The 23,101-nt window shown below is 58.3% G+C and carries 22 protein-coding genes; 12 read left to right on the forward strand and 10 right to left on the reverse strand.

All coding sequences use genetic code 11. The annotated features are described in order from the left end of the window. Nucleotides 1-48: 48 nt before the first annotated feature. The 3 genes from accB to HCU74_RS04355 form a co-directional block, all read right to left on the reverse strand. Nucleotides 49-510, reverse strand: a complete 462-nt coding sequence (gene accB / locus HCU74_RS04345; RefSeq protein ID WP_168449207.1) for an acetyl-CoA carboxylase biotin carboxyl carrier protein — start codon at nt 508-510, stop codon at nt 49-51. A 42-nt stretch (nt 511-552) separates the two neighbouring features. Continuing rightward, nucleotides 553-993, reverse strand: coding sequence for a type II 3-dehydroquinate dehydratase (gene aroQ / locus HCU74_RS04350; RefSeq protein ID WP_168449208.1), 441 nt, complete (start codon nt 991-993; stop codon nt 553-555). Nucleotides 994-1,162: 169 nt separating this feature from the next. Continuing rightward, entirely contained in the window at nt 1,163-2,872 is a 1,710-nt protein-coding gene (locus HCU74_RS04355; protein WP_168449209.1) for a protein-disulfide reductase DsbD family protein, read from the reverse strand. Between the two features lie 138 nt (nt 2,873-3,010). On the opposite strand from HCU74_RS04355, the gene HCU74_RS04360 reads away from it, so the two are divergent. From HCU74_RS04360 to HCU74_RS04370, 3 genes are read left to right on the forward strand one after another with little or no spacing between them, the layout of a single operon-like run. After that, complete coding sequence (locus HCU74_RS04360) at nt 3,011-3,496, forward strand: copper chaperone PCu(A)C domain-containing protein (RefSeq protein WP_168449210.1); 486 nt, start codon at nt 3,011-3,013, stop codon at nt 3,494-3,496. Further along, a complete protein-coding gene (locus tag HCU74_RS04365) occupies nt 3,496-4,533 on the forward strand; it encodes a DUF2333 family protein (protein WP_168449211.1) in 1,038 nt (345 codons plus the stop codon). The genes HCU74_RS04360 and HCU74_RS04365 overlap by 1 nt, the downstream gene beginning before the upstream one ends. Before the next feature lie 3 nt (nt 4,534-4,536). Next, nucleotides 4,537-5,127, forward strand: coding sequence for a YajG family lipoprotein (locus HCU74_RS04370; protein ID WP_168449212.1), 591 nt, complete (start codon nt 4,537-4,539; stop codon nt 5,125-5,127). Between the two features lie 47 nt (nt 5,128-5,174). On the opposite strand, the gene HCU74_RS04375 is transcribed toward HCU74_RS04370, so the two are convergent. Beyond that, nucleotides 5,175-6,176 carry an adenosine kinase gene (locus HCU74_RS04375; protein WP_168449213.1) on the reverse strand — a complete coding sequence of 334 codons (1,002 nt, stop codon included), beginning with the start codon at nt 6,174-6,176 and terminating at the stop codon, nt 5,175-5,177. 80 nt (nt 6,177-6,256) lie between these two features. Between HCU74_RS04375 and mrcB the strand changes: the two genes are divergently transcribed. The 3 genes from mrcB (at nt 6,257) to HCU74_RS04390 (ending at nt 10,352) form a co-directional block, all read left to right on the forward strand. Continuing rightward, nucleotides 6,257-8,548 carry a penicillin-binding protein 1B gene (mrcB, locus tag HCU74_RS04380; protein WP_168449214.1) on the forward strand — a complete coding sequence of 764 codons (2,292 nt, stop codon included), beginning with the start codon at nt 6,257-6,259 and terminating at the stop codon, nt 8,546-8,548. Nucleotides 8,549-8,719: 171 nt separating this feature from the next. Beyond that, nucleotides 8,720-9,940, forward strand: a complete 1,221-nt coding sequence (locus HCU74_RS04385; RefSeq protein ID WP_168449215.1) for an EAL domain-containing protein — start codon at nt 8,720-8,722, stop codon at nt 9,938-9,940. Next, entirely contained in the window at nt 9,903-10,352 is a 450-nt protein-coding gene (locus tag HCU74_RS04390; RefSeq protein WP_168449216.1) for a gamma-glutamylcyclotransferase family protein, read from the forward strand. Before HCU74_RS04385 ends, HCU74_RS04390 begins: the two co-directional genes overlap by 38 nt. A gap of 13 nt (nt 10,353-10,365) precedes the next feature. Here HCU74_RS04390 and HCU74_RS04395 read toward each other — a convergent pair whose 3' ends face one another. Together HCU74_RS04395 and HCU74_RS04400 are read right to left on the reverse strand one after the other, a co-directional pair. Beyond that, nucleotides 10,366-11,832, reverse strand: coding sequence for an ATP-binding cassette domain-containing protein (locus tag HCU74_RS04395; protein ID WP_168449217.1), 1,467 nt, complete (start codon nt 11,830-11,832; stop codon nt 10,366-10,368). A gap of 81 nt (nt 11,833-11,913) precedes the next feature. Continuing rightward, nucleotides 11,914-12,789, reverse strand: a complete 876-nt coding sequence (locus HCU74_RS04400) for an LOG family protein (protein ID WP_168449218.1) — start codon at nt 12,787-12,789, stop codon at nt 11,914-11,916. A gap of 179 nt (nt 12,790-12,968) precedes the next feature. Here HCU74_RS04400 and HCU74_RS04405 point away from each other — a divergent pair, with 179 nt between their 5' ends. From HCU74_RS04405 to HCU74_RS04420, 4 genes are read left to right on the forward strand one after another with little or no spacing between them, the layout of a single operon-like run. Then, on the forward strand, nt 12,969-13,823 hold the full coding sequence (locus HCU74_RS04405; RefSeq protein WP_168449219.1) for a DUF1295 domain-containing protein: 855 nt from the start codon (nt 12,969-12,971) through the stop codon (nt 13,821-13,823). A 60-nt stretch (nt 13,824-13,883) separates the two neighbouring features. Further along, nucleotides 13,884-15,539, forward strand: coding sequence for a cation:proton antiporter domain-containing protein (locus HCU74_RS04410; RefSeq protein WP_168449220.1), 1,656 nt, complete (start codon nt 13,884-13,886; stop codon nt 15,537-15,539). 28 nt (nt 15,540-15,567) lie between these two features. Further along, the gene (locus HCU74_RS04415) at nt 15,568-16,863 is read left to right on the forward strand and encodes a DUF2157 domain-containing protein (RefSeq protein ID WP_168449221.1); all 1,296 of its coding nucleotides are present in this window, start codon (nt 15,568-15,570) and stop codon (nt 16,861-16,863) included. Next, nucleotides 16,856-17,830: a GDYXXLXY domain-containing protein gene (locus HCU74_RS04420; RefSeq protein WP_168449222.1), complete on the forward strand. Its 975-nt coding sequence runs from the start codon at nt 16,856-16,858 to the stop codon at nt 17,828-17,830. Before HCU74_RS04415 ends, HCU74_RS04420 begins: the two co-directional genes overlap by 8 nt. Before the next feature lie 117 nt (nt 17,831-17,947). On the opposite strand, the gene HCU74_RS04425 is transcribed toward HCU74_RS04420, so the two are convergent. After that, nucleotides 17,948-19,138: an acyl-CoA desaturase gene (locus HCU74_RS04425; protein WP_246864467.1), complete on the reverse strand. Its 1,191-nt coding sequence runs from the start codon at nt 19,136-19,138 to the stop codon at nt 17,948-17,950. A gap of 241 nt (nt 19,139-19,379) precedes the next feature. Here HCU74_RS04425 and HCU74_RS04430 point away from each other — a divergent pair, with 241 nt between their 5' ends. After that, nucleotides 19,380-20,435 (forward strand): 2-dehydropantoate 2-reductase, encoded by a 1,056-nt coding sequence (locus HCU74_RS04430; protein WP_168449223.1) that lies wholly within the window; start codon nt 19,380-19,382, stop codon nt 20,433-20,435. Here the strand turns inward: HCU74_RS04430 and HCU74_RS04435 are convergent, their stop codons facing one another. Next, nucleotides 20,436-20,762, reverse strand: coding sequence for an Mpo1-like protein (locus HCU74_RS04435; protein WP_168449224.1), 327 nt, complete (start codon nt 20,760-20,762; stop codon nt 20,436-20,438). Nucleotides 20,763-20,782: 20 nt separating this feature from the next. Beyond that, on the reverse strand, nt 20,783-21,538 hold the full coding sequence (locus tag HCU74_RS04440; protein ID WP_210425120.1) for a class II aldolase/adducin family protein: 756 nt from the start codon (nt 21,536-21,538) through the stop codon (nt 20,783-20,785). Nucleotides 21,539-21,660: 122 nt separating this feature from the next. Between HCU74_RS04440 and HCU74_RS04445 the strand changes: the two genes are divergently transcribed. After that, on the forward strand, nt 21,661-22,329 hold the full coding sequence (locus tag HCU74_RS04445) for a cyclic nucleotide-binding domain-containing protein (protein WP_168449226.1): 669 nt from the start codon (nt 21,661-21,663) through the stop codon (nt 22,327-22,329). 12 nt (nt 22,330-22,341) lie between these two features. Here the strand turns inward: HCU74_RS04445 and HCU74_RS04450 are convergent, their stop codons facing one another. Further along, nucleotides 22,342-23,064 carry a DUF481 domain-containing protein gene (locus HCU74_RS04450; protein ID WP_168449227.1) on the reverse strand — a complete coding sequence of 241 codons (723 nt, stop codon included), beginning with the start codon at nt 23,062-23,064 and terminating at the stop codon, nt 22,342-22,344. Nucleotides 23,065-23,101: the final 37 nt, after the last annotated feature.

The following is a 23,101-nucleotide window of genomic DNA, read 5'->3' on the forward strand; positions in this document are numbered from 1 at the left end:
GGTATCCTCTGGATGCGTTTATCGTAGTAAACCTGGTATGGGGGTTTCTCAGACGATGGTGATCAGAGGTTGGTCGAATTCCACAGGCTGCGCGTCGTCGAGCAGAATGGCTTCCACGACACCGGATTTGTCCGCTTCGATCTGGTTCATCATCTTCATCGCTTCCACGATGCAAACGACATCACCTGCTTTAACGTGCTGGCCGACTTCTACAAAGGCGGGCGAGCTCGGTGAAGGTGAGCGATAGAAGGTGCCGACCATAGGCGACTTGATGACGTGGCCGTTAATCGCTGGCTCTGCAGGCGCTTCGGCGGCGGCAGCTGCGGCGGGCGCAGGTGCGGCGGGTGCTGGCGCCGGTGCAGGCTGGCTGTAGTACTGGGGCGCTGGCATATGCGCGGCACCGCTGTTGCGGCTGATACGCACAGACTCTTCGCCCTCTTTGATTTCCAGCTCGTCGATGTTCGACTCTTCGAGCAGTTCGATCAGTTTTTTAACTTTTCTAATGTCCATAGTCACTCTCTTGTTGTTAAGTCTGAGTAAGGTGAAAGTTGATTAATCCTGCACCCGGCTGAGTGCAGCCTGGAGGGCCAACAGGTAACCCTGTGGTCCGAGTCCGCAGATCACGCCTTGAGCAATGTCTGAAAAATAGGAGTGGTGACGGAAGGGCTCGCGGGTGTAGACATTGGACAGATGCACTTCGATAAAGGGAATGTCTACCCCGAGCAGGGCGTCACGCAGGGCCACGCTGCTGTGGGTAAAGGCAGCGGGGTTGAAAATAATGAAGTTGATCCCTTCGGGGCGGGCCAGATGTATGCGGTCGATCAGTTCGTATTCCGCATTGCTTTGCAGGCACTGCAGGTGGTGGCCGGCCTCGGAGGCGGCGGATTGCAGCTGCTGATTGATTTCTGTCAGCGTGGTGCTGCCGTAGACCTCGGGCTCACGGGTGCCAAGTAAGTTGAGATTGGGGCCGTGTAAAACGAGGATCGAAGCCATTAGTCACCAAGGGTCGAAAGGTTGTTGTGGCGATTGTGCCTCAATTGAAAAAACGAGTCCAACGAATCCGGGAAAATTTTTACGATAGCGGCAAGTTTCCCGCAAGATTGCAGACGTTGGCCGGTTTTTGTCGGTAAAGAGTGTTTTCGGTGAAAACACTTCGGGGCGCTTATTCCGCCTTGAGCAGCTGCCGGATCAGGCCCTTGCTCAGCACCTGCGGCAGCACTACGGGTGGCGCGGATATCGCGGCGGGATAATAGACATAAAGGGGGATGCCATTGCGCTGAAAGGTGGCGAGGAATTCGGTAATCGCCGGGTCATAGCGGGTCCAGTCGGCGATCATATAATGTACGTTGGCGTCGTCAAAGGCCTGGCGAATGTCATCGGTATTCAACACCAGTGACTCATTGGCGGCGCAGGTGATACACCAATCGGCGGTCACATCCAGGAAAACGGCCTGTCCAGCGGCGCGGCGTTGGTCTATTTCGCGGGCGTCGAAGCCGGAGGCAGTGATCTGGGTGGGTGTTTGGCGAAGTCCGCCGTGCAGCAACAGGGGAAGCATGGCAAGACTGATAGCAGCCAGCACTTTGCTGCGGGGGCCGATTGACCACAGCCACAGGGCAAAACCCAGTAGTAGCCAGGCACAGAGGGTCGCGGCCATCCCGTTGGCGCCGGTCTGGCGACCCACCACCCAGGCCAGCCACACCGCGGTAGCCAGCAGGGGAAAGGCCATCAGCTGGCGCAGTGTGACCATCCACTGGCCGGGTTTGGGCAGGGCGGCCAGTAAGCGTGGGAACAGGGTCAGCAGCAGCATGGGCGCGGCCATGCCGGCGCCGAGGCTGGCAAACACCAGTAGCGCGACCGCTGCGGGCTGGGCGGCGGCAAAACCCACCGCCGTGCCCATCAGCGGCGCGGTACAGGGGCTGGCGACAACGGTGGCCAGCACGCCGGTAAAAAAACTGCTGCGATAGCCCGAGCCCTGGGCGAGGTCGCTGCCGACATTCATCCAGCTGCCGCCGATTTCAAACATCCCCAACAGATTCAGCGACAGTACAAAAAACAGGCAGGCCAGTGCCGCAACAAAATAGGGCGACTGTAATTGAAAGCCCCAGCCGATGGCCTGCCCCGCGTTCTGGAGTAGAATCAGCGCCGCCGCGACGGCGATAAAGCTGAGTACGACGCCAATGCTGTAGGCGATGCCGTGGTTGATCGGCTGGCCGTGGGTGGAGTTGCTGAAACTCAATACTTTCAAACCGAGTACGGGGAAGACGCAGGGCATCAGGTTGAGAATGGCTCCTCCCAGAAAGGCAAAGGCCAGCATCAACAGCAGGCTGTCGCTGGCGCCACTAGCGGCGGGCAGGACAGTGCCAGCGTTGGCGAGCCCGGACTGGGCCTGATCCGCCGAAATTTCCGTGAATTCGCCATTGCTGCCCAGCTTGAAATACTGATCATAGGGGGGATAGCACAGGCCGGCGTCGGCGCAGCCCTGTGAGCGCAGCGACAGGGTCAGGCCGGGGCGAATATCGATATTGTCGATGGTTTGCACGGCCTGCTGGTAGTACACCTCGGTGAGGCCGAAGTAGGGGTCGTCCTTGATTTTGCCTTCGCTGTAACTGACCTCGGCAGCCTGGGCCTCGCCGTCGACGTGGGCGCTGAAGTCGAAACGGTCGCGGTAGAGGTAATAGGCGTCGGCAATGTCCCAGATAATGCGCAGGCTGTCAGCATCGACCTGCTCGACAGTGGGTCGATAGGCCTGCTCGACAGGGAGAAAGCGCGGCGCCTGTTCAAAGGTGGTGTTCGCCGACCGCTGAAAGGGATCCTGGGCCTGTGCATTGACAAATGAGAGGCAAAGAAAAAAGGCTAATAAAATCCGACTCATAAATAACTATCGCTACCAAGTGGCGTTATCATAGGGCCACGACGTGCGTGGAAGGTTACAGTATAAATGTCCGGCACAGCGGATAGTAGCGCGCACTGGCGCAGAACGGTTGCCATAGGCGCCATAGAAGGGGATTACGTGACACCATATCGACCAATAATTACTCTGATTGCCCTGCTGGTGACGCCGTGGGCGTCGGCACTGGAAATTGACGGTGCCTATGTGCGGGGCCTGCCGCCCACTCAGAAGAACACTGCGGCGTTTTTTACCGTCATCAATAATGGCGCGGCAGAAATTTGCCTGCGCGCGGGGAGCAGCGCAGCGGCCGAGCGGCTGGAAATTCATCGGCATCGCCACAACAATGGCATGATGTCGATGCAGCGGCAGGAGGAGTTGTGTGTTCCGCCGGGCGCGCGTGCTGAATTCGCACCTGGCGGAACCCATTTGATGTTATTGAATTTGCACCGGCCGCTGCGGCACGGCGACAAGGTTGAGCTGAGCCTGGATGTGGTCGGCATGGGTGAGCAGACTTTCACCGCGCCGGTCATCAGTGTGCTTAAACAGGCTGACGCACCAAAGACGCAATCGCACCATGGACACCATGGGCATGGAGGGGACAAATAATGCTAAAACAGAGACTGGCGGACAAAATGGCCGATGCCAGAGAAGCGGTGCAGGACTGGTCGGGTAATCGACGCCTTGCCAGGTTACTTGTCGCAGGAGTCGCCGCCTATCTGGTACTGATGTTGCTGCTGGGGTTTTATTGGAATATGACGCCGGATCACCCGGCGGCACAGTTTGACCGCGACAATGCAAAATCCCGTGTTGTGGGGTCGGCCACGACCTCTGCGCTGATCGATGTGACCGAAACTCTGCTCGATAAGCCCGGTGGCTTTCTCAGCAACGATATTTTCCCCCCCGGCGTGTTTATGGACAATATGCCATCCTGGGAGTACGGGGTGTTGATGCAGGTGCGGGACCTCAGCAGGGCCATGCGCGAAAGCTACAGCCGTTCACAGTCGCAATCCCAGGAAGATATTGACCTGTCCCGAGCCGAGCCGCGGTTTAATTTTTCCTCCAACAGCTGGGCCGTGCCTGCGTCGGAGTCGGAATACCGCCAGGGCATTCGCTTTGTCAAAGCCTACCGCAAACGCCTGAGCGATGTGAACGATCCCCAGGCCCAGTTCTATGCCCGTGCCGATAATCTGCGTTACTGGCTGGCGGTGGTGGAAAATCGTCTGGGCAGTCTGTCGCAGCGGCTGAGTTCGAGTGTGGGGCGGCCGCGGGTCAACACCGACCTGGCCAACGATCCCAACGCTCGTCAGTCGACGCCGTCGGCCTCAGAGCAGCGGGTGAAAACCCCGTGGACGAAAATCGACAATGTGTTTTTTGAGGCGCGGGGCACCGCCTGGGCACTGATCCACTTCCTCAAGGCCGCCGAGGTGGATTTTGCCGATGTTCTCGAAGACAAGAATGCCACGGTCAGCTTGCGGCAAATAATCCGTGAGCTGGAGGGAACCCAGCAAGCCCTTTTCAGCCCAATGGTGCTGAATGGCAGTGGCTTTGGCCCGCTGGCCAACCATTCATTGGTGATGGCGTCCTATATCTCCCGGGCCAATGCCGCCATTATTGATTTACGTGATCTGCTCTCGAAAGGATAAATCATGCACACCGCAAAACATGTGTTGAAAATTGTTGCTGCGCTCACCGTTGTTGGGCTCACCGCCTGTGCGCAGAGCCCGCAAAAGGTCACCCTGAAGCCGCAGCTGCCTCCGGCAACCGAAACCATTGCCAGTGGTCAGCCGCTGCATGTGCGGGTCAGTGATCGCCGTGCATCCAAGGTGCTGGGTAGCCGTGGCGGCACCTACCGCGACAGCTCGGTGATAAGCCTGGGCAACGATCTTTCCGACGCCGTTACGACGGCGCTGAAGACGAAAATGAAACAAATGGGCTTTGAGGTCGATAGCCTCAACCCCGACACTATCGACCTGCACGTGATATTTGAATCGTTGGTATACAACCATCCCGCTGAGGACGGTGTTGGCCACGATATGGATATGCGTGCGGCGGTGAAGGTCGAAGCCAGTAAAACCGGTAAACGCTACGAGGGCAATTATCGGGTCAAGCGCAAGGAGAAGTTCTTTAACGCGCCCAGCGAGCCACACAACGAAAAACTGGTGAATGAACTGGTGGTGGAAGTGCTGGAAAATATGCTGGCAGATGCCAAACTGCGGGCCTTTCTGCAGAGTAAGTAATACTCTCCGAGGCGCGGCGTTGCCCGCCCCGGAGAATTTCAGGCCTGTTACTTGCCTAGCACGGCTTGTCGAATAGCACTGTGGGCGGGGCCGGCAAGGCGCGGGCCGTACTGCGAAACCACCTCGGCGGAGGCCCTGCTGGCCAGCTTGCCCGCTTCGGCATAGCCATAGCCCGCACTCAGGGCATACAAAAACGCCCCGGCGAACATGTCCCCTGCACCATTGGTATCTACGGCGGTGACTTTGTGAGGGGCGATCTCGTGCAGCTGTTCGCCGTCGTAAACCAGCGCGCCCATTGCGCCGAGGGTGATGGCGAAGGTCTTGGCCACGGTTTTGATAGCGGTCACGGCGTCGTCCAGTGAATCGCTTTGCGCCCAGCCCTTGGCTTCGGCTTCATTGCAAAACACCAGATCGACACCGCCGCCGAGCATTTCCTGAAGACCGTCGCGGAAAAATTCCACCATGCCCGGATCGGCAAAGCTCAGTGCGGTTTTTACGCCGTTGGCTTCGGCAACTTGTCGGCCGCGAATGGCCGCCTCGCGACCAGTCGGTGAAGTCACCAAATAACCTTCCATGTAGTAATACATGGAGTCGGCCAATGCGGCCTCATTCAGCTCCACCATCGACAATTCAGCGCTGATCGCCAGGTTGGTGTTCATACTGCGCTCGGCGTCGGGGCTCACCAGCACCAGACATTTGCCGGTGACACCAGCGGCTTTTGGGCTGTCGAAATCGGAGTCGACGCCGGCGGCGCGTATATCGTTCAGAAAAAACCGGCCGTGCTCATCGTTGGCAACTTTGCAGGAATAATAGCTGCGCGCGCCGAAATAGGCGGCGGCGACTACCGAGTTGCAGCCCGAGCCGCCACTGGCCTGTTTGGAGTGAACCAAATGACCTTTGAGTTGATCCAAGAGTTGCTGCTGGCGGTCCTCATCGACCAGCGTCATAAGTCCTTTTTCGACACCCATTGCCTCCAGTTCAGCATCCTGAACCTGGATTTCAGTATCGACCAGGGCCGCGCCGATGCCGTAAACGTGATATTTTTTCATTAGAATCGCCAATAACTTGCAGTAAGATGCGGGCTATTATCCCCGCCCGGCTCCGATTTGCAATTCGACGAGAGAGTTTCATGCCCAAGAAAAAAGCCGTCTTCTTCCCTTTTCGGCGTCCAGCGAGTTGGCCCATGCTTTTTTTCAAGCTGGCATTGGCGGGCATGGTGCCGCTGATGGTGTTTTTTGCCTACTGCGATGCCCAGGTCAGGGGGGCCTTCGATCCCCAGCGCTACGACCAGCCCGCCAAGGTCTATGCGCGCCCTCTGGTGCTTGCCAGCGGCGCGATATTGACCGCCTACGAGTTGGAGGATGAGCTGCGCCGTCTCGGCTATCGCAAAATGGGGATGGCCGGTGAGCCGGGCAGCTACCGCCGCGAGGGGGATGTTTTTACCATCCATCTGCGCCCGTTTTTCTTTGCAGACGGTTTTCGTGAGGCGCGCAAAATAACCGTTGAAATGGCACCCACCACTGTTGCTGTGGTGCGCGATGAGCTGGGTCGCCGTATTGTGGAAGAGCAGCTGGACCCAACGGTTATCGGCGGCGTCTACCCGGATCGTCACGAAGATCGATTGATGCTGTCGTTGGCAGAGACTCCACGTATGCTTATCGACACACTGGTGCAGGTCGAAGACCGTTATTTTTACGAGCACAATGGTATATCCCTGCGCAGTATTGCGCGGGCGCTGATCGTGAATATCAAAGCCGGTCGCACGGTGCAGGGTGGCAGCACCCTTACCCAGCAGTTGGTGAAAAATACCCTGCTAACTAACGAGCGCAGCTTCTCGCGAAAATTCAAAGAAGCCGCAATGGCGTTGCTGACTGAGCTGCACTACGACAAGGAGCGCATTCTCGAAGCCTATATCAACGAAGTCTATCTGGGGCAGGAGGGCAACCGCGCCATTCACGGCTTCGGGCTGGCGGCGCGCCACTATTTCAACCGACCCCTTGAAGAACTCGATCTGGCGCAAATTTCCATGTTGGTGGGCATGGTTAAAGGGCCGTCTTACTACGACCCATGGCGACGTCCCGAGCGCGCTACCGCCCGGCGTAATACCGTGCTGAATGAATTGCTGGAAGAAGGGCTGCTGACCCAATCCCAATATGACGCCTGGCGCAAGGAGCCACTGTCGCTGGCGAAAAGCTCGGCCCTGGCGGGGGTTTATCCCGCCTACGTCGATCTGGTGCGTCGTCAGCTCAGTCGCGACTACGCTCGGCAGGATTTACAAAAAAAGGGCCTGCGTATTTTCACGCCCTTTGACCCGCTGCTGCAGCGACGGGCAGAAATGGCCACCGCCAAGGCCCTCAAACAACTGGATGAGCGAGCCAAGGACCTCGAAGTGGCAATGGTGGTCACCGCGGTGGGCAGTGGCGATGTGGTGGCCGTTATTGGTGGTCGGCAACCGCGCTATGCCGGCTTTAACCGGGCACTGGACGCGCTGCGGCCAATCGGTTCACTGGCCAAGCCAGCGGTGTATTTAACCGCATTGAATGAGCCGCAGAACTACACCTTGATTACCCCGCTGCGCGACGCCAAATTCAGTGTGCCCAACGCTGACGGCAGCCTGTGGCGGCCGGAAAACTACGACAAGAAGGAGCACGGATTGGTGCCTTTGCACACGGCGCTGTCGCGCTCCTACAATCTGGCTTCGGCTAATTTGGGGCTGGATGTTGGCCTGCACAAGGTAATGGAGATGTTCAAGCGGCTGGGAATTCATCGGCCCTTGCTTGAGGTGCCGTCCATGTTGCTGGGTGCTGCCGAGTTGGCACCAATAGAGGTGGCGGTGATGTATCAGACCATCGCGGCTGATGGTCGCTATACTCCGCTGCGCACGATCTACGCTATTTCCGACAGTAAGGGGCAGTTGTTGGCCCGCTATCCGCAACAGCCCAGACAGGTGATTGATAAGGCGCCGGTACACCTGCTGCAGTATGCGATGCTCGAAACCGTCCGGGAGGGCACCGGTAAGAGTGTCTACAATGTGCTGCCCAAGGACTATCGGGTGGCGGGTAAAACCGGCACCAGCAACGACACCCGTGACAGTTGGTTTGCCGGGTTTGCCGGGGATTATCTCGCGGTGGTGTGGATGGGGCGCGATAACAATTCGTCCACGGGCTTGACCGGTGCCAGTGGCGCGCTCAGGGTGTGGCGGCAATTTATGGCCGAGGCCAGTACCGAACAAATGCCCTTTGCCCAGGAGGACCGCATCGAATACCACTGGGTGGATGGGGTGACCGGTTTGCGTACCCAGTCCTGGTGTGAGAACGCCCGCTATATTCCGTTTATCAAAGGCAGTGCTCCCGAAGGTTCCGGTGGCTGTGCACCCGACGGCGAGAAAATGTGGGAGTGGTTCAAGGGCGTGTTTGATTAAACCGAGGGGCTGGCTTCCTTGTAACGGTGACCCTCGGTTTTTACGCATAGCACAGGGGTTGTTGGGGTAATACCATAAGTTCAATTCAACGGACTTTTGGTCAGTTATTCCTGCGGCGCATTCACGGATGCCTGGCGTTGCCCCATTTATCCCAATGGCGGATTGCCCGGTATGCGCTTTGATTACTTCCCCCACTTTCAGCCGATTGTCGATGTCTACTCAATGTCTATTGCCGGCTATGAAGCCCTCGCCCGTACCTACGACGGCAGCGGCAAAGTGATGTCGCTGGGCGCGGCTTTTGCCGACCCGAATTTTGATCGCGAGGAACTTCTGCAAATAGACCGCTGCGTGCGTTCGCGGGCGCTCGCCCAACTGGCGGCGTCTCAGCAGGATGTATTTCTGTCGTTGAACGTACTTCCCGAATGGATGCGGCAGGTGACGGTAAACGCAGATGTGCCGACCATCGCTATGGCCAGGGATTACGGTGTGCCGGGGAATCGCGTATTGATCGAGTTTGTCGAGTCGGCGGGTGATCTGGAAAATATGCGCTATTTGCTGAGCCGTTACCGGGAAAAAGGTATGCGCATTGCGGTGGATGATTTTGGTGCCGGGGCCTCCAACATGGATCGGGTGATCTCGTTGGAGCCCGATATTATTAAGTTGGATATGGCGCTGTTCAAGCAGGCGATGCAGGGTGGCGTGAGCGAGCAGGTGGTGCAGAGTGTCGGCTTTCTGGCCCAGCGCACCGGCAGCGAGTTGTTGTGCGAAGGCGTGGAGACTGAGCAGGAATTCTTTTTTGCTCTGGATTGTGGCGCGCGTTATATCCAGGGATATTTTTTCTGGCCCGCCCAGTCAGGCTTTCTGGCGACGGACGCCCCGCGCAAGCGCCTGGAACCCCTGTTGGCGCGCTACGCCGAGCGGCGGGTGGCGGTCAAAGAAGCCCAGTTACTGGACTACTACCAGGTCGAGCGCTACTTCAATGACGCCTGCGCCAGGGTTGGCGCGACAACGGTTCCGGTAGAGTCTCTCGCGTTGCCGCCTCGGTCGTTGCAGCGCTTGTACCTGTGTGATAACAGTGGCATACAGCTGTCCCCCAACTATGAGTTTCGCCACGGTGACGAGGCTGGGCAGTGGCAGGAGGATGTCAGCAACTGCGGCATGAACTGGTCCATGCGCCCGTATTTTCACGAAGTACTGGCCAGTGCCAGTCTTGACCAGCCACAGCGAGTGATGTCCTCGCCCTATCGCGATATGCGCGGCGGCGCCCTGTGTCGCACCCTTGCTCGAATGCTGCCGGGAGGTCGTATACTGTTGGCTGACGTCAATTGTAGCGATGAAGAGGGCGGTAGTATTGATGCGATCAAAACCTGGCCAGAGCAGGCCCGGCCCTAAGCTATTTACCTATGGCAGTCTGATGTATGCGGATATATTTACCGCAGTGAGCGGCGAACACTGCCCGGCGAGAACAGCGCGATTGGCCGGTTTTCGTCGCTGCCGGGTGAAAGGGCAGGCGTACCCGGGGATTCGACCCGACGCGCAGGGAGAGGTGGCCGGCGTGCTCTACGAGGGGGTCAGTGACACTGCAATGACCCGTCTCGACGAGTTTGAGGGGGCGGAATACCTCCGTGAGCGGCTTGCGGTCGTCGGTGAGGACGGCGTCGTCACCGAGGCTGAATGCTACGTCTTCCGACCCGAGTGTTATTCCCGATTATTGCCCGACGACTGGGACGTGCAGGAATTTGAGCAGGTCGGCAAGGCCCGGTTTATCCGCACGTTTTTCGCGAATTGGCAGTCTCGCCAATAACGCGCTGTCAGCGTCAGCTAATGTTGGCGGTATAGCCTCCCGCTTCACTGGGCACCAGTTGCAGAAATTGATTAATGCAGGCTGGCACTTCCTCGCGACGATGGCTGACGAACAGAATGCGGGTCTGTCCCTGGCGAGCGATTTGATCCACGGCGCCGAGCAGGCGTGCCTTTTGTTGCTCGTCCAGGCCAATGCAGGGTTCGTCGAGAATCAGTACTCGGGGCGATTTCACCATGGCACGGGCCAACAACACCATACGTTGCTGGCCGAATGACAGCCGGTCGAAACGCTGTTCGCGCAGGGGCAGCAGCTCCAGCGCGTTGAGCCAGTCCAACAGATTTTGCCTTTGGCCTTCGCTGTAGTCCTGATACAAGCCCACCGAGTCGAACAGGCCGGAAGCAATAACGTCGATGACCTTGGTGCGCTTGAGGTTGCTCAGCTGCATGGCGGTATTGAGCAAACCAAAGCGCGATTTGACTTCCCAGATACTCTCGCCACTTCCTCGCCGCTGGCCAAACAGCACTACATGCTGGCCGTAGGCCTTGTCGTTTTCACCGCAGAGCAGGCCGAGCAGGGTCGATTTGCCGGAACCGTTGGGGCCGCTGATGCAGCAGTGCTGGTTGGGCATCAGGGTCCAGTTGATATTGCTCAGCACCTGTTTTCCGCGGAAGTTCACGCTCACCTCGCGCAACTCGATCAGCGCCTGATCCGCTGGCCATTCGGGGGCGTCGGCAATGGGCAGGGTGTTGCTGAAGTGGGCCTGGGGGGCGAATCGTTGGCGGGCCTCGGCGGCGGTGCAGCGTGTGGTAATGCGACCGGCGTCCATTATTTGCACTTCGTCTACGCCCTCGGGAATATCGCTGGCGCTTTTGGTTAAAAGCAGCACCGGTGTGGGCGAGGCCATCAGTTCGTCGAGCAGGGCGCGCATTTCGCGCTGGGCATCGATATCCAGCCCCTCAAGGGGATTGTCGATAATCAGTGCGGCAGGACGAGCGAGGAGGGCGCGGGCGAGCAAGGTCTTGCGGCTCTCGCCGGTGGAGATAAAGCGAATACCCTGGTCGAGAATATGGTCGATGCCCAGGCGTTGGCACAGCTGTTCAAATTCTTGGTCAGCAGGGCGGCCCTGCAACACCGCATCGCGCACCCGGGTACCGACATCGAAGGCGTCGTCGCGGGTTTCGCTGTCGTCGAAACGGCGGTCGTGCTCCATCAGCTCCCGGTGCTTGTCAAAGGAAATATGGGCAAAGTCGTTAGGGGATAGCGTATCGCCATAGTGCAGATCACCGCGACTGGGGCGCACCTCATCGGTAATCAGTTTGGCCAGACTGGTTTTGCCGCAGCCATTGCTGCCGAGAATGGCGATATGACGCCCGGCGGGCCAGTGCCAGCTGAAGTTATCGAGAATCGGGTCGAGCTGGTAGGCGAAACGAATACGCTCTATGGCGACAATGGCATCGGGGGTGGCGCGGTCTGCGTGCATAGTACGGGGTGGTCCGGGGTACAAATGGGCCGGCGACTATAGCACAGCCCGAGGGGAGACTCAGCCCGCCTGTGTCGGAGTTCAGCAGGAGGGCGCGCGGCCGGGGCTGAGGTCATAGAAGTCGATAATCTCCTGCCAGGCACTGTCGGCGTTATCCACCACTTTGATCATATTGACGTCCTCGGGGCTGATCACTCCCTCGTCGCGCAAAAATTCCAGATTGATGGCCTTGCCCCAGAATTCGTGGCCAACCAGCAAAACCGGTACTCGGCGGGATTTTCCGGTCTGGATCAAGGTCAGAGCTTCAAATAGCTCGTCGAAAGTGCCGAAACCGCCGGGGAAGACCACAACCGCCTTGGCCCGCAGCATAAAGTGCATTTTGCGTATGCCGAAGTAGTGAAAGCGGAAGCAGAATTCCGGACTGATGTAAGGATTGGGGGCCTGCTCGTGGGGCAGCACGATATTCAGCCCGATCGACGGGCCACCGGCATCCTGGGCGCCCCGGTTTGCCGCCTCCATAATGCCAGGGCCACCGCCGGTGACCACATAGATTTGCTCGGGTTTGGCGCAGTTCATCGAGTGCTCGGTGACCAGCTGCCCAAGGCGCCGGGCCTGATCGTAGTAATGGCTGTTGCGCTCGTCGCGCTTGGCGCGGCGAATCACTGCGGGGTCGCCGGAGGCCTCGGCGGCGGCGCTGGCGGCCTTGGCCTGATCCGGTGACAGATAGCGGGCACTGCCGAAGATGGCGATGGTGGCGTCAACACCGTGCTCCTTGAGTGTCATTTCCGGTTTTTGCAGCTCGAGATGAAAGCGCAGGCCCCGCAGTTCTTCCCGCAGCAGGAAGTCCTGGTCATTAAAGGCCAGTCGGTATGCCGGTGGGTACTCGGTTTCACGGGGACTGGCTTCCTCACGTGCGGAGGGGAAATTGGCATCATGCAAACGGTGTTTTTCGGTCATAGGGCGTTTACCTCTCAGGGCGAGTGCATTCGAAGGATGCGTCTACACTACTAACATAGCAGGTGTTGTTGATGTGGCGTGGGTGTTTTGATTGGCGGTGGCTATATTGGATGGCGCTCATCTTAATTGCCGGGGTTTGCGTATCGACATTATCTCCATAGCCAAAGCGGGCGGGACATATGACAAGTGCGGTAAAAAACATAGTGGCGTGCCTGGTGGTGTTGGCGGTGGCCGCAGTATTGGCGTTGGCGGTGGGCCACGGCGGTTTGGAAACGCCGCTGCTGATGTTCATGGCGGTGGCCTTTGGCTTGCAAGTGGCCGCCTTCGTGCCCTCCTACGCGGCTAAAACAGAGGGTTACTACGATCTCACGGGCAGTATCAGCTATATCTCGGTGGTGGTGTTCGCATTGCTCTGGGTAGGGCGCTTCGATGTGCGTTCGCTGCTGGTGGCGGCGATGGTTGGGCTGTGGGCGCTACGTCTGGGCAGTTTTTTGTTTTTGCGCATTCGCCGGGCGGGCAGTGACAGTCGCTTCGATGAGATCAAGCTGGATGGCTGGCGTTTTTTGATGGTTTGGTTGCTGCAAGGCCTGTGGATATCCGTGACCCTGCTACCGGTGTTTATGGTGATGTTGCTCCCTGCAGAGCCCTTGTCATGGTGGGCGGCAGCCGGGGTATTGATTTGGCAGGCCGGTTTTTTGCTGGAGATTGTCGCCGACGAGCAGAAACGCCAGTTCCGTAAGGATAACGACAGTGGATCATTTATCACCAGAGGTGTCTGGGCCTGGAGTCGCCACCCCAATTATTGCGGAGAAATCGTACTGTGGTTCGGTATGTCTCTGATTGCTGTGCCGCTGTTGCACGGCTGGCACTGGCTGGCGCTGGTGTCGCCGCTGTTTGTTCTCGTGCTGCTGACGAAGATCAGCGGGGTGAACCTGCTGGAGGCTGCGGCGGAACGACGCTGGGGGGATAACCCAGCCTATCGCGACTATGTGCGGCGAACCCCGGTGCTGTGGCCGCGCCCACCGCGGTACTAAAACAGCGGGCAGGTAATTTCGTCAACCGAAGCGAAGGGCTTCACGGCGATAGAAGACTCTGTGCATAATGGGCTGGTTGTTATCTCCTCGCCAGGGATCTGGATAGACTGGGAACAGGGCGGGGAGCTATTGCTGGAAGCCCCGATGACCGAACCCCTTCTCGTCGCGATCGCATTTATTGGCGGACTTCTGTTCCGCCGCATGGATATGCCCCCCCTGCTGGGTTTTTTGCTGGCGGGCTTTCTGGCCGGCGCGCTGGAAATCGGTGACCGCAAGGTGATCGACGCGATGGCGGACTTCGGCGTGGTACTGCTGCTGTTTACCATTGGTCTGAAGCTGAAGATAAGGGAGTTGCTGGCCCCGCAGATCTGGGGAACGGCGAGCCTGCACTGCCTGATTGTGGTGCCGCTCACCGCTGTGGTACTGATGGCTTTGCCGCTGCTGATGCCCAACTTCGGGGCCATCGAACGCAATACCGCCCTGACCCTGGGCTTCGCCCTGTCCTTCTCCAGCACTGTCTTCGCCGTCAAAATATTTGAACAGCGGGGTGAAGGTGCCGCTCTGCACGCCAATATCGCCATTGGTATTCTGATTGTCCAGGATTTAATGGCGGTGGCCTACCTGCTGATATCCTCGGGTCATCTGCCCAGTGTGTGGGCTCTGGGCTTGCTGGCGCTGCCTTTGCTGCGTCCGCTATTGGTGGCGATGCTGCGCCAGGCGGGTCACGGAGAACTGCTGGTATTATTCGGCTTGACCATGGCGTTGGCGGGCGCGTGGCTGTTTGAAACCGTGCATCTCAAGGCGGGGTTGGGCGCACTGGTGTTTGGCGTGTTGTTGGCGAACACCGGCAAAAGCGTGGAGCTATACAAAAGCCTGGTCACACTGAAAGATATTTTTCTGACAGCGTTTTTCCTGAGTATTGGCTACTACGGCCTGCCCAGCGCAGATTCACTGCTGGTTGCCGCCCTGCTTGCCGGGCTGATTGTGTTGCGACCGCTGATTTATTTCTACCTGCTGATTCTTTTTCGCCTGCGAGCGCGCACCAGTGTCCTCGCGGCGCTGTCGCTGAGTAACTACAGCGAGTTCGGCCTGATTGTTGCTGCGTTAGCGGTACAATCGGGCAGGCTGGAGGCCGAGTGGCTCACCACGCTGGCGGCGGCGATGGCCTTATCGCTCTTTGTTTCCGCGCCATTAAATCGCGTTGCCCATACCTTCTACAGCCGTTACACCGCTCGCCTGCAGGCCCGTGAACGGCGCCAGCTGCTGACCGTGGAGCGTCCGGTGGATCTCGGTAACGCGGATATTTTGATTCTGGGTATGGGGCGTATTGGCAGCGGTGCCTATGCCTATCTGAATCAGCGCTATCCCGACCGGGTAATGGGCGTCGAGGAAAATATCAGCAAGGCCGCCGACCTCAGGGACAGCGGTATTCGCTGTCAGCTGGGCGATGGCAGTGATCGTGATTTTCTTGAGCGGGCCCACCTGGAGCAGCGGCGGTTGGTTCTGGTGTGTTTGAGTAATCACAGCGAAAATATTCAGGTGGTAAAGTTACTGCGTTCCCTGTCGTTTTCGGGCAAGGTAGCCGCCGTCGCCCGCTTTGAGGATCAACGTCGCGAGCTGGTAGAGTTAGGCTGTATTGCCTTTAACCTATATGCCGAGGCCGGTCACGGTTTCGCCGAACGCGTATTGGATGAGTTGGGGGCAGACCCCGTGTAATCCCGAAAAATTGGCATGGAGCCCATCAGTGACCAGCGATAACACCAAACCCTGGCTGCGCGCCGAAATTGCGCAGTGGCTGCGGGAGGGCATCATCAGCGATGAGCAGGCACAACGGCTGCTTGAGCGTTACCCAAGCACACCGGAACCCGTGGAATATGGCGGTGGCAAGGGGGTGTTTGCCAGTCTCGGCGTGCTGGTATTTGGCATGGGGGTCATGCTGTTATTCGCCTATAACTGGGCCGAGATGCACCGCTACGCCAAACTGGGGTCGATTTTTTTCGGTGTGGCGCTCAGCCATGGTCTTGCCGCGCTGATTAAAGATCCGCGGGTATCCTCCAGCCTGCATCTATTGGGCACGATGCTATTCGGTGCCGGTATTTGGCTGATCGCTCAGGTCTACCACTTTTCTGCCCACTATCCCGACGGCTTCCTGTTGTGGGCCATGGCTGCCTTACTGATGGCCTGGGTGCTGCCGTCGCTATCGCAATGCCTGCTGGGCTGCGCCCTGCTTACCCTGTGGAGCGCCGTTGAGGTGCTGGAATTCAATGTGTTGCATTTTTGGGCCCTGGCGGTGCTGCTATTGCTGCAGTTGCCGTGGGCGTATTGGCAGCGCTCGCCGTTGGCCTTGACGGTAGTGTTGATGTTGCTGGCACTGGCCTTGCTGGTGAATAGCTGGCACCTGCAGGAGGGGGCCGCGCTGCTGCATGCCTGTTTGCTGGCGGCGATGTATCTCTGTGCCGAGCACTTTTCTCCGCGGATGTCGTGGTCGGGGTGTGGGTCGGTGTTTCGTCGGGTTGGTCTGCCCCTGTGGTTGGCTCTGATGCTGATATTCAGTTTTGCCGATGCGGCGAATATTGTGGTTCAGCTCGACGGCCAGACTGGCGCCGCAGCGCCGTTAACCTGGTCGATGCTGTTTGTTTTGGGCGCGGCCTGGTTGTGGGTGCTTCTGGATAAATCCCTGCGTCCGCGCAGCCCGATACAGATTGCCGAGTGTGCACTGTTGCTGTTGCCCCTTTTGGTGCTCGCGGCGATCAGTGGTGGTGTTCACAAGGTGGGTATGATAATGACGGCGGCTAACCTCTCGGTGTTGGCTTATGGCGTGTTGTTTATAGTGCGTGGCACCTCCAGCCTGGACCGTCGTCAGCTTGTACTGGGTTGTGGTTTGATCGTGCTACTGGTGGGGCTGCGCTTTACCGACCTGTTTGAAAGTCTGTTGGCACGGGCGGGGGTATTCCTGCTGCTCGGTGTACTGCTGTTTCTGGCCGGGTTGCGATATTCGCGGCAGAAACAGCGTCGACTGCAGGAGCAACGTCATGTCTAGGTTGCGCGCCATCCTGTTATTGCTGGCTATTGCCGCTCAACTCGGAACATTGGCTTATATGGTCGCCGACAAGGAGGCAATTATTCGCCACGGCCATACTGTTTATCTGCGCACCCTGCCGCTGGATCCCAGAGATCCGATGCGCGGTGACTATGTGCGTTTGGCTTATAGCCTGAATCAGTTGTATCCGAGCCGACTGCCGGGGCTGCAGGGGTTGGTGCCAGCGCGCCGGGGCGAGGTGGTCTATGCGTTATTGCGGCCGGTCGGGGACGGCGTCTACGAGCTTGATGGTATAGCCGACAGGGCGCCAGAGAGCGGTGTGTTTTTGCGCGGCAGGGTGCAGGCAGAAGCCGTCGCCGGCGAGGCGCTGCGGGTGAACTATGGCATCGAACAACTATTTGTCGAGCAGGGGCAGGGCATCGACATAGAGCAACGCCAGCGGGGCGAGGCCGGTTTTCGCCGCAGTATGGAAGTTGCCCTGGCGGTGGATGAGCAAGGCCGCGCGATTGTGACGGGGTATCGCTGGGCACCGTTGGCGATCTCGGTAAGTCCGGCTCCTGAGATTGACGGCGCGGCGGCGACCCCTCGGCTTCTGGTTCAGCTCAAAAATCTGGCGGATTATCCGCTGGCTGTTGTCGATAATGCCGAGCACTGCGGTGTTGTGCTGACTGTGGTAAATCGGCTGGCGTCGTCGGCCGCAGCGCCCTGTGGACGATACCTGGTCAGTCGCGAGGACATTATTGAACTGGCTCCAGGGGCGGTGCACCGCTTTACCATTGATCTCGCCCACCGGCGATGGTTTGTCGACGGCGGTGATGGTTTGCAGGATGTGCGAGAGTTCGCCCCGGTGTCGTCGCTGCGTCTGGTTTATCGTTCGCCGGCAGCATTGCAGGAGGCCTCTGCAGAAATTAATCTTTGGCGCGGCGAGCTGCACAGCGCCCCATTCAGCCTGCGTGGTTTTGAATAACCACCGCCATTTCGCCTTCCGGTGTTTGCGACAGTGCTGTTGAAGATTCGTATGCAGCAGGCATAAAAAAAGCGCTGCTCCTTAGGGGAGCAGCGCCTGTATTCGTGGTGGCTTGCTTCAGGCGAGCTGGGTTCGCAGAGTCTCCAGTCGCTGAATCTGCATCTTCATGGCATATTCCAGTTCCTGGAAGCGGCTGCGCAGAGTTGCATGCTCCCAGGCGTCGGCCAGATTTTGTTGCAGGCACTCTGTCTGCTCGGCAATGGATTGGCGTTTGGCGTCCATCCACTCCTGGCCCACGGCGTTCCAGTCCTGCAAGGTCTTGCGGAACTGCAGGTATTCCTTTTCCAGAAATTCGCTGAGATGCAGGGCGTTTGCACCCTTGTATTCCAACAGGCGCTGTTCGGCGCGTTTGAATTTCATCGTCAGCACAGCGCGCTGGATTTTAAAGTCGGGTACTTTTTTCAAGTCCCAGGTCAAGCCTATCCAGGAAGCGGTTTTAATTAACCACTTGGTGGGGTCGTAGTGCCACCAGCGAATACCGTTGCGATAGTCATTCTGAAAAATATGGTGATAGTTGTGATAGCCCTCACCGTAAGTCAACAGGGCGAGAAAGTCGTTGTCGCGGGCGGTGTTTTCGTCGGTGTAGGGGCGGCGTCCCCAGAAATGCGCCAGTGAATTGATAAAAAAGGTGCTGTGGTGGCTGACGACCAGACGCAGCACGCCCGCCAGCAGCAGGTGCTCAACGATATTGCCGGTAATGACGCCCAGTGCCAGCGCGGGCAGAACGTTCATGATAATCACCAGCGCCAGATAGTTACGGTGCTGCCACATCACGATTTTATCCCGCTGCAAGTCCGGTGCATTGGAAAAATCCTCGGCGCTGGCAGGGTAGTCGCGCAGCATCCAGCCGATGTGAGAGAACCACAGGCCGCGTTTTGCTGAATAGGGGTCGTGGTCGATATCGTCTACATGGCGGTGGTGGCGACGGTGGCCGCTCGCCCAGACAAGGATGCTGTTTTGCGTGGCGGCGGCGCCGAACAGGGCAAACAGAAGACGCAGGCTCCAGTGGGCCTTGTAGGCATTGTGGGCCCACAGCCGGTGATAGCCGGCGGTAATCGACATGCCGTTGGCACCGAGCACCAGTACAAAGCCGATCCAGCCCGCCAGGGTGAAGCCTTCCAGTATGCCGTAGAGGGGGACGCCGATCAGTGCGATCAGAAACGTCGATGCGAACAGAATTGTCTGCATCATCAGCAGGGGCGGTTTGGATTGTGACTGCATGTCGGGGGTATTGTCTTTATCGGGCATGGGTCCACCGTGGTAGTGAGTTGCGAACAGCCTGAGTATTTTAGCGAATGCCACCGCTCAATGACAGTTACCAACACATGACAACAGGTGCCGGCGGCGATTCGCCTCGATAGTCAGCTTGCCCCCAGTGGCAGGTTTTTTCTATAAGGGATGGCCACGGGGCGAATCTGTTGTTGCATAACAGTGAGGAAGTCGATGGTTCGCCGTCGCCACTGAGGCGTATACTGCACGCGATTCTCGCATGGTTTTTTTTCAAGAGGGCGACGTGGTGGCAACAACGATAGGCATTGTGGGTGCGGGGAGTATTGGCTGTTTTGTCGGCGGCGCGCTGATGCTTGGCGGCGCACCAGTTCGCTTTTTCGGGCGCCCGCGCATCGCCGCTGAGTTGCAGGAATACGGCCTGCAGATCAGCGACTTTCGCGGCCTGTATCACGAGGTGGCGCCGGACTCGCTGAGTTTTCATACCGATGTGGCACAGATGAAGGACGTTGGCTGCTGGCTCATTACCGTCAAGTCGGCGGCCAGTGAGAGTGTGGCCGCCGAGATCGCTCCCTTTGTGGAGAAGGACGCTCTGGTAATCAGCTTGCAGAACGGTGTGGGCAACGGTGCGCGGATTCAGGCCCAGCTGCCCCAGGCCACCGTGCTGGAGGGCATGGTGGCGTTTAATGTGCTACACCGGGGGCACGGCAGTTTTCATGCGGGCACCGACGGCGCGATTGTCGTGCAGCAGCACCCCGCGTTGGCGAAGCTGGCCGCGGCACTGGGCAGCGCTGGAGTACCCTTTGAACGGCATCGGGATATGCGCTCGGTGCAATGGTCAAAATTACTGCTTAATTTGAATAACCCCCTTAACGCCCTGTCGGGCTTGCCCTTGAAGGAAGAGTTGTCCCAGCGTGCCTATCGGCAATGTTTGGCACTGTTGCAACGGGAGGCCATACGCGCCATCAAGGCGGCGGGGATTCCCCTGCAGAAACTCACCGCCGCACCAACTTCGATGCTGCCCCTGCTGCTATCCAGTCCTGACTATCTGTTCCGGCGTTTGGCGCAAAGTATGCTGGCCATAGACCCGCTGGCGCGGTCGTCCATGTGGGAGGATCTGGAGCGGGGGCGGCTCACGGAAGTTGATTGGATCAACGGTGAAGTGGTGCGACTTGCTCGCAGCCAGAATCTGCCGGCGCCGGCCAATGAACGCATGCTCAGTCTGATAAAAGCCGCCGAGCGCGGTGGCAGGCGGGACTATGGCGGCGACGAGTTGCTCTCGCTGTTGACCGCCGCCGTTACCGAGGGGGGGCGCTGATTACAGCGGAATTCTTCCGGTTAACATATCCTTGGCCATCACCCAGTCGCCGATAAAACTGTACACCGGGTGTTTGAAGGTCGCGGGTTTGTTGTGCTCGAAAAAAAAGTGCCCTATCCACGCAAAGCCATAACCGATCAGTGGTATACACCACAACAGCTGGTAGTGGCCGGTCACCACGGCAGTGGCGATGACCGCCAGTACCAGCAGGCTGCCGCAGAGGTGCAGCCGCCGGCAGGTGGTGTTGCGGTGTTCGTCCAGGTAATAGGGATAAAACTCCTTGAAGCTGGAAAAAGTGCGAATGTTCGGTGCAGATTCGTGGCTCATAATAAAGTTCCCCTTCAGAATTATTGATCGTAGCCGGGGTTCTGCCGGTCGAGCTTGCGCAGCAGTCCGGGCCAGGCGAGGTCACCGAACATGCCCTTGGTGACAACCCTTGCAGCCTCTTTCACACCATCGACAATGTCCTCGGCAATGGGAGTCAGTGCGCGGTTGCCCGCCAGGGCCTTAACCTGGATCATGCAGCTGGCTTCAAAGATATACATGGCCAAAAAAGCATCGGCGGGAGTATTGCCGACGGTAATCAAGCCGTGATTGCGCAACATCAAAAAGGTGTTGTCAGCGAGGTTGGCGACCAGGCGGGGCTTTTCGTCCTCGTTGAGGGCGATGCCCTCATAGTCATGATAGCCCAGCGCGGCGAGCACCAGGGTGGACTGTTGGGAAATTGGCAGTAGCCCTTCTGTTTGGGCGGATACCGCCACGCCATTGAGGGAGTGGGTGTGCATCACGCAGTGGGCGTCTTCCCGGGCGGCGTGTATCGCGCTGTGAATGGTAAAGCCGGCGGGGTTTACCGGATAGGGTGAGTCCATGACCTTGTTGCCTTGCTGATCGACCTTGACCAGCGACGAGGCGGTGACCTCTTCAAAGAGCATTCCGTAGGGATTAATCAAAAAGTGCTGTTCAGCACCGGGGACCCGGGCCGACACGTGGGTAAACACCAGGTCGTCCCAGCCATAGAGGGCGATAAGTCGATACGCGGCGGCGAGATTGACCCGCAGTTGCCACTCTTCGGTGCTGACCTGCGATTGAATTGAATCTGACATGTGCATTGCTCCGGTTGCTTTTATATCGTTATTCTTCCGTTAAAGTGTAGGCGAGTCTGTCATCGAGGTGACAATTGCCAGTAAACCGCACGTGGACTCTACCCATAACAACAGGAATCACTGTGACAGATAAGCGCGACATCCTGCACGGCACCCCGTTAATGGCGGGGTTGGCAGAGCCTCTGGTGGATGAACTGTTGGCGATTTGCCAGCAGCGGCGATTGCGCGATGGCGAGTATATTTACCGGCAAGGCGAGGAGGGTGATGCCATGTACGGTGTACTGGAGGGCAAGATTCGCTTGAGTAATACCACCCGGGAAGGGCGCGAGCTGCTGGTGATGCTGGTAGAGCGGGGGGACTGGATTGGCGAGGTGTCCCTGTTTGACGGCGCCGCCCGCAGTCAGGACGCCTACGCGTTGGGTGACACAGAGGTACTGCGCATCGGCAAGGAGCAACTGGATACACTGCTTGAGGCCAGGCCGGAACTTTACCGGTATTTTGTACCGATGCTGTGCCGCAAGCTGCGACTGGCGCTGAGTTATGTCGAGGCTACCGCGCTCTACCCACTCTCGGCTCGCCTGGCCCGGCGCCTGCTGGATTTACACCAGCAAAGCGCCGATTCGGAACTGCATTTCCCACAGGAAGATCTGGCCAAAATGCTGGCGGTGTCACGTCAGGCGCTGAGTCGTGAGTTGAAGCGCCTGGAGGCCGCGGGCGCGGTGGCGGTATCCTACGGCAAGCTGCGCATCCTCAATGTTGATTTGCTGTGCAGCGAGGCGGTGGCAGGCTAGCCGCGACGGTTTTTAGTAGCTGTATACCAGCGTTATTGCGGTTTGTCGGTCCATGTGCACGGTGTCGTTTGGCACGGTTTCGTTGTACTCAATGGTGTAGCTGATTTTCAAACCGAAGCCGCCGACAATCTTGGTTTTCAGCGCGGAGACCGACTTGCTCACCGTGTTGTTGTCACCGGTTTCGACGCTGATATTCTGCTCGAAGGACGCGGTTTCCGATACCTTTGCCTTCAGTTCGGTAGACAGACGCAAAATGGCTTCTTCACTTTTGCCGTGACCTTCTTCACTGGCGGTGTCGTATTCGCTGACACGGAAACCCGGACCAATCTCTGCATCCCAGGTGACGCGCTCGCGTTTCAGCAGGCGGCGCCCGTAACCGCCGGCAACGGTTGCCTGGTAGACATAGCCACTGAAACGGTCGCGGTCTACCGAGGCGTAGCCGAAGGTATAGTTGAATTCGGTAACGTCGTAGGCCAGACGGTTAGAGAGGAAGTACTGCTCTTCGGAACGCACACCATCGACTTCGCTGTTCTGGGCGTTTGCCTTGATTTCGTAGGTCCACAGGTCGCGCTTGCGAATGGCGTTGGTTTTGGCCAACACGCTGGTTTCGTTGCTGTTGCCCTCGGTTTGGTAATACCCGAACTCGACGTCGCCGGTCCACAATTTGGCCGGGGTTTCTGCGAGACAGGCGTTGGCGGCGAGACCGCCGAGTAAGACAGCGCTGAGATATTTCATGGTAAATCCTTGGTAAATTGAGCATAGGGCCCTGTGC

The organism is Spongiibacter thalassae (assembly GCF_012272835.1).
In the GTDB taxonomy this organism is placed as follows: Bacteria; Pseudomonadota; Gammaproteobacteria; order Pseudomonadales; family Spongiibacteraceae; genus Spongiibacter; species Spongiibacter thalassae.

What these genes read in the sequence shown, in the direction of transcription:
- accB (WP_168449207.1), bottom strand. Translation starts at nt 510, where the DNA reads ATGGACATTAGAAAAGTTAAAAAACTGATCGAACTGCTCGAAGAGTCG.
- aroQ (WP_168449208.1), bottom strand. Translation starts at nt 993, where the DNA reads ATGGCTTCGATCCTCGTTTTACACGGCCCCAATCTCAACTTACTTGGC.
- HCU74_RS04355 (WP_168449209.1), bottom strand. Translation starts at nt 2,872, where the DNA reads ATGAGTCGGATTTTATTAGCCTTTTTTCTTTGCCTCTCATTTGTCAAT.
- HCU74_RS04365 (WP_168449211.1), top strand. Translation starts at nt 3,496, where the DNA reads ATGCTAAAACAGAGACTGGCGGACAAAATGGCCGATGCCAGAGAAGCG.
- HCU74_RS04370 (WP_168449212.1), top strand. Translation starts at nt 4,537, where the DNA reads ATGCACACCGCAAAACATGTGTTGAAAATTGTTGCTGCGCTCACCGTT.
- HCU74_RS04375 (WP_168449213.1), bottom strand. Translation starts at nt 6,176, where the DNA reads ATGAAAAAATATCACGTTTACGGCATCGGCGCGGCCCTGGTCGATACT.
- mrcB (WP_168449214.1), top strand. Translation starts at nt 6,257, where the DNA reads ATGCCCAAGAAAAAAGCCGTCTTCTTCCCTTTTCGGCGTCCAGCGAGT.
- HCU74_RS04385 (WP_168449215.1), top strand. Translation starts at nt 8,720, where the DNA reads ATGCGCTTTGATTACTTCCCCCACTTTCAGCCGATTGTCGATGTCTAC.
- HCU74_RS04390 (WP_168449216.1), top strand. Translation starts at nt 9,903, where the DNA reads ATGCGATCAAAACCTGGCCAGAGCAGGCCCGGCCCTAAGCTATTTACC.
- HCU74_RS04395 (WP_168449217.1), bottom strand. Translation starts at nt 11,832, where the DNA reads ATGCACGCAGACCGCGCCACCCCCGATGCCATTGTCGCCATAGAGCGT.
- HCU74_RS04400 (WP_168449218.1), bottom strand. Translation starts at nt 12,789, where the DNA reads ATGACCGAAAAACACCGTTTGCATGATGCCAATTTCCCCTCCGCACGT.
- HCU74_RS04405 (WP_168449219.1), top strand. Translation starts at nt 12,969, where the DNA reads ATGACAAGTGCGGTAAAAAACATAGTGGCGTGCCTGGTGGTGTTGGCG.
- HCU74_RS04420 (WP_168449222.1), top strand. Translation starts at nt 16,856, where the DNA reads ATGTCTAGGTTGCGCGCCATCCTGTTATTGCTGGCTATTGCCGCTCAA.
- HCU74_RS04425 (WP_246864467.1), bottom strand. Translation starts at nt 19,138, where the DNA reads ATGCCCGATAAAGACAATACCCCCGACATGCAGTCACAATCCAAACCG.
- HCU74_RS04430 (WP_168449223.1), top strand. Translation starts at nt 19,380, where the DNA reads ATGGTTTTTTTTCAAGAGGGCGACGTGGTGGCAACAACGATAGGCATT.
- HCU74_RS04435 (WP_168449224.1), bottom strand. Translation starts at nt 20,762, where the DNA reads ATGAGCCACGAATCTGCACCGAACATTCGCACTTTTTCCAGCTTCAAG.
- HCU74_RS04440 (WP_210425120.1), bottom strand. Translation starts at nt 21,538, where the DNA reads ATGTCAGATTCAATTCAATCGCAGGTCAGCACCGAAGAGTGGCAACTG.
- HCU74_RS04450 (WP_168449227.1), bottom strand. Translation starts at nt 23,064, where the DNA reads ATGAAATATCTCAGCGCTGTCTTACTCGGCGGTCTCGCCGCCAACGCC.